General features: G+C 63.3%; 8 protein-coding genes and 2 pseudogenes. 3 read left to right on the forward strand and 7 right to left on the reverse strand.

Translation table 11 applies throughout. From position 1 onward, the window contains the following. Positions 1–115 precede the first annotated feature (115 nt). Positions 116–2,650: pseudogene (locus C8N42_RS20490) on the reverse strand (strawberry notch-like NTP hydrolase domain-containing protein); the annotation flags it as partial. A 257-nt stretch (positions 2,651–2,907) separates the two neighbouring features. On the opposite strand from C8N42_RS20490, the gene C8N42_RS20495 reads away from it, so the two are divergent. From C8N42_RS20495 to C8N42_RS20505, 3 genes are read left to right on the forward strand one after another with little or no spacing between them, the layout of a single operon-like run. Continuing rightward, complete coding sequence (locus C8N42_RS20495) at positions 2,908–3,999, forward strand: DUF3644 domain-containing protein (protein ID WP_107818273.1); 1,092 nt, start codon at positions 2,908–2,910, stop codon at positions 3,997–3,999. Then, complete coding sequence (locus C8N42_RS20500) at positions 3,996–4,415, forward strand: TIR domain-containing protein (protein WP_211309235.1); 420 nt, start codon at positions 3,996–3,998, stop codon at positions 4,413–4,415. Before C8N42_RS20495 ends, C8N42_RS20500 begins: the two co-directional genes overlap by 4 nt. A gap of 5 nt (positions 4,416–4,420) precedes the next feature. After that, positions 4,421–4,891 carry a RipA family octameric membrane protein gene (locus C8N42_RS20505; RefSeq protein WP_107818267.1) on the forward strand — a complete coding sequence of 157 codons (471 nt, stop codon included), beginning with the start codon at positions 4,421–4,423 and terminating at the stop codon, positions 4,889–4,891. A gap of 29 nt (positions 4,892–4,920) precedes the next feature. Here the strand turns inward: C8N42_RS20505 and C8N42_RS20510 are convergent, their stop codons facing one another. From C8N42_RS20510 to C8N42_RS20535, 6 genes and pseudogenes are all read right to left on the reverse strand, one after another. Beyond that, positions 4,921–5,565 carry an antitoxin of toxin-antitoxin stability system gene (locus tag C8N42_RS20510; RefSeq protein WP_107818268.1) on the reverse strand — a complete coding sequence of 215 codons (645 nt, stop codon included), beginning with the start codon at positions 5,563–5,565 and terminating at the stop codon, positions 4,921–4,923. Next, positions 5,558–5,974 (reverse strand): hypothetical protein, encoded by a 417-nt coding sequence (locus tag C8N42_RS20515; RefSeq protein ID WP_107818269.1) that lies wholly within the window; start codon positions 5,972–5,974, stop codon positions 5,558–5,560. The genes C8N42_RS20510 and C8N42_RS20515 overlap by 8 nt, the downstream gene beginning before the upstream one ends. A gap of 67 nt (positions 5,975–6,041) precedes the next feature. Further along, complete coding sequence (locus C8N42_RS20520; RefSeq protein WP_425430542.1) at positions 6,042–6,647, reverse strand: hypothetical protein; 606 nt, start codon at positions 6,645–6,647, stop codon at positions 6,042–6,044. Between the two features lie 152 nt (positions 6,648–6,799). After that, positions 6,800–6,964, reverse strand: a complete 165-nt coding sequence (locus C8N42_RS20525; protein WP_107818271.1) for a hypothetical protein — start codon at positions 6,962–6,964, stop codon at positions 6,800–6,802. Between the two features lie 419 nt (positions 6,965–7,383). Next, positions 7,384–7,689, reverse strand: coding sequence for a hypothetical protein (locus tag C8N42_RS20530; protein WP_107818272.1), 306 nt, complete (start codon positions 7,687–7,689; stop codon positions 7,384–7,386). Between the two features lie 61 nt (positions 7,690–7,750). Beyond that, positions 7,751–8,032 (reverse strand): annotated as a pseudogene (locus tag C8N42_RS20535) (DUF6915 family protein); the annotation flags it as partial. Between the last annotated feature and the right edge of the window lie 93 nt (positions 8,033–8,125).

Genomic DNA, 8,125 nt, shown 5'->3' on the forward strand with positions numbered 1-8,125 from the left:
TCATGATTATCCAAAGCGGAAACCTGAAAATGAATCACCAGAACAACAGCTTGAAGCCCCGAACTCAGCATAATGCTGACGCGGCATATTATGTTTTATCCCGAGCTCCGGATAAGACATATTCCCGCGGCGTGATGTCCACGCGGACGTCGCTCCATTCCTCGGTCGGCAGTTCGGACAATCTCCGCTCCATGAGCGCCTCGCCGGTCGAGACGATCTGGATGACGGCGGCATGACCCGCCTCCAGATCCTCCGTGATCTGCCGGATCAGGGTCGGCGTCTTCATGCTGGTCAGCAGATGGCCGAAGAAGCGCTGCTTCGCGCTCTCGAAGGCGGAGCGTGCGGCGGACTTGGCCTGCCGGTTCAGCGTGCCCTCGCTGCCGGTGATATTGGCCGCCTCCATCGCGGCATCGAGATGGTTGTGAATGACGGCGAAGGCCCCGGCATAGGCATCGTAGATGCGGCGTTGCTCGCCCGTGAGCTGGTGCTCGAGCAGTTCATATTCGACGCCATCATAGGAGAGCGACCGTGCGGTATAGAGGCCGAGCGCCCGCAGGTCGCGGGCCAGCACCTCCATGGCCGCCACGCCCCCGGCCTCGATCGCCTCGACGAATTCGGCGCGGGTCGCAAAGGGAAAGTCCTCGCCGCCCCAGAGGCCGAGCCGCTGTGCATAGGCGAGATTGTGAACCGTGGTGGCTCCGGTCGCCGAGACATAGACCACACGGGCGTCCGGCAGGGCGTGCTGGAGCCGCAGGCCCGCGCGTCCCTGCTGCGAGGCGGCGACATCGCCGCGTTCTCCCTTGCCGCCGGCGGCATTCTGCATGGCATGGCTTTCGTCGAAGATGATGACTCCATCGAAATCGGAGCCCAACCAATCCACGATCTGCCGCACCCGCGAAACCTTCTCGCCGCGCTCGTCGGACCGTAGCGTAGCGTAGGTGGTAAACAGGACGCCTTCGGTGAGCGTGATCTGCTTGCCCTGGGCGAATCGCGAGAGTGGTGTGATCAGCAGCCGCTCCATGCCGAGCGCCGACCAGTCGCGTTGTGCGTCCTCGATCAGCTTGTCGGATTTGGAAACCCAGACGGCCTTGCGGCGACCGCGCAGCCAGTTGTCGAGGATGATGCCGGCAGACTGACGCCCCTTGCCCGCGCCGGTGCCATCGCCGAGCATGAAACCCCGGCGGAAGCGCACCGCGCCTGCCGCATCCTCGGGCACCGCGCTGACATTGTCGTAGGTCGCATCGACGGTCCAGGCTCCCGACAGATAGTCGGCATGGGCCTCGCCCGCATAGATCACCGTCTCGAGCTGAGCATCCGACAGGCACTGATGGATGTCGGCGGGCAGCATTGGACGATAGGAAGGGCGGGGCGGCGCAACCGAGGCCATGGCGGCGGATTGCACCAGCTTCGTCGGATGCGGCTGCGCGCCGGGAATACGTAGGGATTGCAGCGCATATTCCTCGTAGATGGCGTCCGACAGCCGTGCCCCTTCAGCCGGCGCCCAGCCGAGCGTCTCGTAAGTCAGCTCCACGCCTTCAGGATCCTGGGCCGGGTCTGCGACAGGACGCATCGCAGCCGAGCGATCGAGATAACCACGCACGGCCTTCGGCGCGGCAGTCGGTGCGGAAACGGTAACCTTCGGCGGTGCGACCGGCAGGCGGGGCGGCACCTGGGCCTCGACCCAGTTCAGCAGCGTCGCAACGTCCGGGGCCGTGCCCGGCGAAGCCGGGAAGAGGGACGGATCTTCGGCGGGCAGCTTTTCGATGACGGTCAGCCGCGTGTCGATACTGGTGCCGTGTCTGGCATAGACCGCGCTGTCGACAGTCGCGGTGAACATCAAGCGCCCACGTTCCTGCAATCGAGTAAACGCATCGCGCCAGGCAGGCACCTCAGGGCCAAAACCCGCGCCCGTGATCGCGACCAGCCGGCCGCCGGGGGTAAGCCGGTTGAGCGCCGAGGCGACATGCCGGTAGGCCGCATCGGCCATGCGCCCGGTGACATTGGCCATGACCGAGAACGGTGGATTCATCAGCACCACGGACGGAACAAGCGCGGGATCGAGGTGGTCGTGGATCTGCGCGGCATCGAGCCGGGTGACGGGATTGGCCGGAAAGAGGGAAGACAGCAGATCGGCGCGGGTCTCGGCGAGTTCGTTGAGGATCAGTGCCCCACCATCAGTCTTGGCGAGGATCGCCAGGAGCCCGGTGCCAGCGGAGGGCTCCAGCACCACATCGTCCGATGTGATCGCGGCTGCGCTGAGCGCAGCGAAGCCCAGCGGGATTGGCGTGCTGAATTGCTGGAAATTCTGGCTATCCTCGGAGCGACGGGTCTGCGTCGGCAGGAGCGCAGCGATCTTGGCCAATTGGAGAAGCCGTGCTTCCGGGGACGCGGCTTTACGGAAAACCGCGTTGCCGTATTTGCGCAGGAACAGGACGGTCGCGACCTCGCAGGCGTCATAGGCCGCCTTCCAGCCCCAGGCGCCGGTGGCGTCGGAACCTCGACAAGCGGTTTCCATGGCGGCGCGCAGGACGATCGCATCGATGCGCCGGCCGTGTTCGAGATGGGGGAGCAGGAGATTGGCGGCGGCCAGGATAGCCGGCGCAGGGGCAAGCGGCGCGACCGGACCGGCCGCGGGGGAAGCCATGTTCATGAAAGGGAACCTCGGGAGAGCGGGAACGGGAAAGCCCGGCCAGCGCTCTCTCGACCGCCCGGACTCGCCCCGTCCCGGCAGGCCTCTCACTCTGAAGCATCACGATTTTGTCGCGAGGCGGTGGGTCTGAAAGGAGCCCTCGGTCGACGCTAATGTCACACAGCGGATGGCCGGTGGCATGTTTGAAGGATTTATCGAGGTTCTTCTGTTTGCTACGGTTGAGTTGCATCAGATGCGCGGGGGCGCGAGGGGGGCATTTGAAGAAGGAAGTCCGGCAACTACGTGAAAAGGCCATCAACGCGCTGGTCCTTTCCATCGAGCACTTCAACAGACCGTGGGACAGAGGAAGAACCGAAGCTGTCCTGATCTTGCTGGATCATGCATTCGAGATGCTGCTCAAAGCAGCCATCCGGGAGCGACAAGGTAAAATTCGGAAAGCGCGTGAGAAGCAAACCATTGGATTCGATGCGTGCGTGCGCAAGGGGCTGACCGACGCCAATTTGAAGTTCCTGACCGACGAACAAGCGCTGACGCTACAGACCATCAACGGCCAGCGGGACGCGGCCCAGCATTACCTGATCGATTTGTCCGAGCATCAGCTTTATTTCTACGCCCAAGCTGGCGTGACGCTCTTTCGCGACATCCATGATGACGTCTTTCAGGAGAAACTAATTATTCACCTGCCCGAGCGGGTCCTCCCAATCTCCACCACCGCCCCCAAGGATCTATCGGCCCTGTTCGATAAAGAGGTGGAGGAAATCAAAGGGCTGCTCGCACCGGGAACGCGCCGGAAAATGGACGCGGTCGCCAAGGCACGTAGCCTTGCCGTTCTTGAGAGCGCGGTTAACGGCGATTACGAACAACCAAGCGACGGGGAACTCGAGAAAGTATGCAAGAGGCTTTCTGGTGGAGAGGCCTGGACATCCGTATTTCCTGGTGTCGCGTCAATCAACATCACGGCGGAGCATGATGGTCCGAGCCTTAGTCTGCGCCTGACCAAGAACGAGGGGACGCCCGTCCAATTACTGAAAGAGGGTGAGGGTGCAGGGGCGGTCGTCGCGGTGCGGCGCGTAAACGAACTGGATTTCTATAGCCTCGGCGCGGCTCCGCTGGCGAAAAAGGTGGGGCTCACCATCCCGAAATCTAGGTCCGTGGTCGACCATCTAAATCTACGTGACGACCCCGAATGCTTTAAGGAAATCGCGATTGGCGGCATCACGCACGCCCGCTATTCGCCCAAGGCAATTAAGCGCATTGAGCAGGCGCTCAAAGAGGAATCGATCGACGATATATGGGCCGCTCATCGCGCCAAGCAGAAGGCGGCAAAGAAGAAGGGTGGGGGGAAGTGAACGTCTTTATCAGCCATTCATGGGCATACTCCGGGCACTATGATAGGCTCGCCGAATGGATTTTCGACGAGGTGTGGTCGGTCGATAACCAACGCATCTACTTCGCCAATACGTCAGTGCCCCGGGACAACCCGATCCACTTCGCGCCGAACGACGCGGCGCTGCAGAGTGCGATCTATGAGCGCATCATCAACAGCCATGTCGTGGTGATTCCGACCGGGATGTACGCGAACCACAGCAAGTGGATTGGGAAAGAAATCGCAGGGGCGAAGTACTACGGAAGGCCGATCGTCGCCGTAGATCCATGGGCACAGAAGCGCGCGTCATCCGTGGTGGTGGATGCGGCCGACGAGGCTGTGGGGTGGAACAAGCAGTCAATCATCAGCGCCGTCTGGCGTCTGGGGAACGGGAGGTAGCTGCCGTGGAGAACGAGCCGGAGTGCGCCCCTCGAGACAAGGAGGTACTCGAGATTTACAAGATGCTGGTGGAGATGGCCGATCGAGTGAGCCAGCGCCGCCAGTCCGCGAACTCATTCTATCTCACCGTTAATACCGCCATCATCGGTGGCGCAGCCTACCTGTCACAGTCTGCCTTTGGAGATCTTAGCACATGGGCCGTCTCGCTCGCTGGGATGGCGATCTGCGTCCTGTGGATCCGGGCCGTCGTGAGCTACAAGTCCCTCAACGCTGCGAAGTTTGAGGTGATTGTCGCGCTCGAGCGGCGTCTCCCCGTCAGCCCATACAAGGATGAGTGGACCATTCTTGACGTCGATGGCGACGGAAAACGGCACAAGCCATTCCACAAGACCGAGGTACTTGTCCCGATCGTATTCATGTGCGTCCACGGCGCACAGATTCTTGCTGCACTCCCGTGGCGCTCAATCACGGGATAGGTGCTTATCCTGCCTTGAGCTGCTGAGAATTACCCAAACCGGCGACCGACCTCGGTGAATGTGTAACCGTTCCCGATGATGGTCTCATCCACGGCCTCGTCCGACGAGAGATAGTCGTATTCGCGCTCAAGCTGGCGATAGAGCCAGCGTGCGAGATCGCGCAGCGCCTCGATCACGAGCTCTTCCGCATCGGCGGTCATGTCCTGCCAGGTCGGGCTGTCGCGCTCGACCGAGATCGCCATGCAGTATTCGTGATAATAGTGCCCGCGATGGCTGGCCTCGGCGCGCAGCTGGTAGAAATTGCGCCTCTGGATGGTCTGAAGCGCATCGGCGATCCGGTGCAGGGCGTCGTCCTGCGGCGCGTATTCCCGGATGCGTTTCGCGGCGCCCTTCGTGTAATCCCAGTGGCCTTCGTAGCAGGCCCCATCCCCTTGCGACCCAAAACCCCGGAACCAGATGCAGGGTTCCTGCCGCGTGCCGCCGCCAAAGAGACGCACGGGCCGGGCTTTGAGCCGAATGCCGAGGATTTCCGCGATCCGCTGAAAATCCTCGTAGACGGCATCATACCAGTCGTAGTCAAAGCCGCCCTCGCGATACCAGGCGCGGGCCGTCTCCTTCGCCGCATCGGAAAGTTCGTCGAGACGGTAGACGGTGATTTCGATGATCTCAGGCATAGGGATCACCTCCGTCCAGCACCGTGGAGAGCCACCCGTCGGTGTAGATCCAGTCCACCGTCTCGCCGGTGGCTAGATCGAGCACATGCGCACCTCCCCCGAAGCCATCGACCCGCGGCTTCGAACAGGTGTTGGCGTATTGCATGCCCCATCGCCCGGTCAGACCGAACGCGGCGGCACAGCGCATGACGAACCGGATCACATGCTCGGGATCGCCGGTGCCGTCATCGCGCATCCACAGATGCGTGCCTCCATGCTCGGGCTGGATCGACAGCATGAACCCATCCGAGGGCGGGTCCTCGGCGGCGTTCTCGTCGGACAGCGAATTGTAGAGCTCGAGCGCGCGGGCGGCGTTCTCGGGGGTGCCCACATCGAGCAGGCAGGAGAAATGCGTGAAATAGTCAGCCATGACGGCCTCCGGACATGACAAGGCCTGGCGCGAAACCGGGCCAAATGGATGGGAATGGGGTGGAAGATCAGGCGGCCTGTGGAAGGCGGAGCAGCTCGGTCGCGGTCTCGCGCCAGAACGCATCGACCAACCGCGCCTCGAGCAGGCTGGCGCGGTAACGCAGGTCGCGCGCCGATCCGTGTTCCCCACGCCCTGACGCGGCGAAAGCCATGCCGCGCAGACGGCTGGCCTCGGTCACGACACGGCGGGCCTCGGCGTCGGACGCGACCGGCTGCCGCCAGAGGATGATCCCGGCACGGACTTCCCCTGCGAGCACCAGGCCGTATTCGCTGTCCTGAACGACCGCGATGCGCGGCCGGAAGCGCAGCGTGCCGTCGCGACCTGCGTGGATGTCGCCGCGCGACACGCGCAGAATGGCGAGGTCCATGGCCTCTTCGGGGGATTGACGCGTACCGAGCGACACGGTGCGATCGAATACATGAACGTCGTCGCCATCATCATAACTGGCGGCGCCGAGGCAGGTGACTCGCAGCGGCAGTTTTCGCGCATGGCAAAGCGCCGGAAGCACATCAGCGGCGAGAATCTGGCCGATCGAGCGGAAGGTATCGTGGCGGGGAAGGGTCATCGGTGTTGCTCCGCGACGGGCGGCGGAGGCCTCTCCTCCACCTTCCAACCCGTCACGGCCAAACCGGACCGCACTCTCCCTCTCGTCGCCGAGGGCCTCGGCCCTGGCGCCACCTCCGGCGATGGGTGATCATCGCCAGGGGGAAGGCCCGGGACGCGCTTCCGCGTCCCGGATTGTCGGGGATGTGGCGCTTTCGCGCCTCAGGCCCATGGATCGAGCTCCAGCTTCACCATTTCCTCATCGCCATCGAACTCGCCCAAGGGCATGGCGCCGTGGGTGCCGTCGCCCGCCTCGAACACGACGATCGAGACCATCAGCGTGGCGGCGAGGCTGGCGGCGAAGGCGGTGGCATCTGCATAGGACATGGGTTCCGGCTCCTGTCTTGGAGGCGGGGGACCATCCCCCGCGCGACAGGCGCCTGAAGTGTCTGACCGGATCTGCACTCACCCTCGCGCGTTCGGGTTCCCCCGAATCCGCGAGGGCGGCACGCGCAGCGTCAAGCCGACCCCTTGGGGTTGAATGCAAAGAAGCGGATCAGACCAAGGTTTGCGAATGGAAGCGGGGGGTGGTGCCTTGCATCTGACCGGATGCCCGAGACCCGTCGCAGATGCCTCACCCCGCCCGCCTTGCTGGCGCGCTGGCCGAAAATTCGTGTTCGCACGGGGCCGGACGGCAACCGTCACCCATGACATCGATGGCTAATGGCGAAGCTGGAGCCCGGTCCATCACGGCCGGCAAAGCGATAACCGGCGGCGCCGCAGGGGGGCGGAACCGGCCTTGCCGCTCAGTCCCAGAGCCCATCGGCGATTTCGCGCGCGATCATGGCGCGGGCCTTCATCATCACCTCGTCGCCCGACATGTCGACATGACCGAAAAACCGCGCCCTGGCGCCATGCGCGGTCCAGTCGGCATAGCGGCAATATTCGCGGGCATCGAGGCGGAACGCCCGCATGTCCTCGGCCCAATGGGGCTTGGGCTCCACCACCACGGTGACGCCGTCGCGCGTCTCCTCCCAGGGCAGCGATCTCTCGCCCGGAGGATTGTCGCGGTCCTCGTGGAAGATCTCGTCGATATCTATCAAACGGGTCATTGGGCTCTCCAATGCAAAGCCCGGTCACGAGGACCGGGCGGATTGTGGGGGATGGTGGTGGTCAGGCTGCCGCTGGGCCGGACCCCGGATGCGGTGGACAGCTTGCGTCCGGCTCACTGTCAGCCGCAGCAGCGAAGGGGTCGACCAGCTTGTGAATCGGCTGGGCGCGGCCCATCCAGGGCTGGGGCCGGATCGAACGCACCCAATCGGCAAAGCTCGGAATGAAGCCGAGATCCTCCAGCACATGCTGTTCGCCGATCAATCGGACGGGGACGACGCGGCCGGTCGAGACGGTGATGGTCGGCCCGAAAACCCGCTCCAGCTCGAATATGCCCTGAGCATGTTATCTGGACAGTCAAGTTGTCTCTTTTTGAAAACTTCCTGCCATCATTGGGGTTTTCCCGAGTGGCATCGGTGAGACAGTTCATTGGGGCTC

The organism is Celeribacter persicus (assembly GCF_003050785.1).
Taxonomy (GTDB): domain Bacteria; phylum Pseudomonadota; class Alphaproteobacteria; order Rhodobacterales; family Rhodobacteraceae; genus Celeribacter; species Celeribacter persicus.

What these genes read in the sequence shown, in the direction of transcription:
- C8N42_RS20525 (WP_107818271.1), bottom strand. Translation starts at nt 6,964, where the DNA reads ATGTCCTATGCAGATGCCACCGCCTTCGCCGCCAGCCTCGCCGCCACG.
- C8N42_RS20510 (WP_107818268.1), bottom strand. Translation starts at nt 5,565, where the DNA reads ATGCCTGAGATCATCGAAATCACCGTCTACCGTCTCGACGAACTTTCC.
- C8N42_RS20515 (WP_107818269.1), bottom strand. Translation starts at nt 5,974, where the DNA reads ATGGCTGACTATTTCACGCATTTCTCCTGCCTGCTCGATGTGGGCACC.
- C8N42_RS20530 (WP_107818272.1), bottom strand. Translation starts at nt 7,689, where the DNA reads ATGACCCGTTTGATAGATATCGACGAGATCTTCCACGAGGACCGCGAC.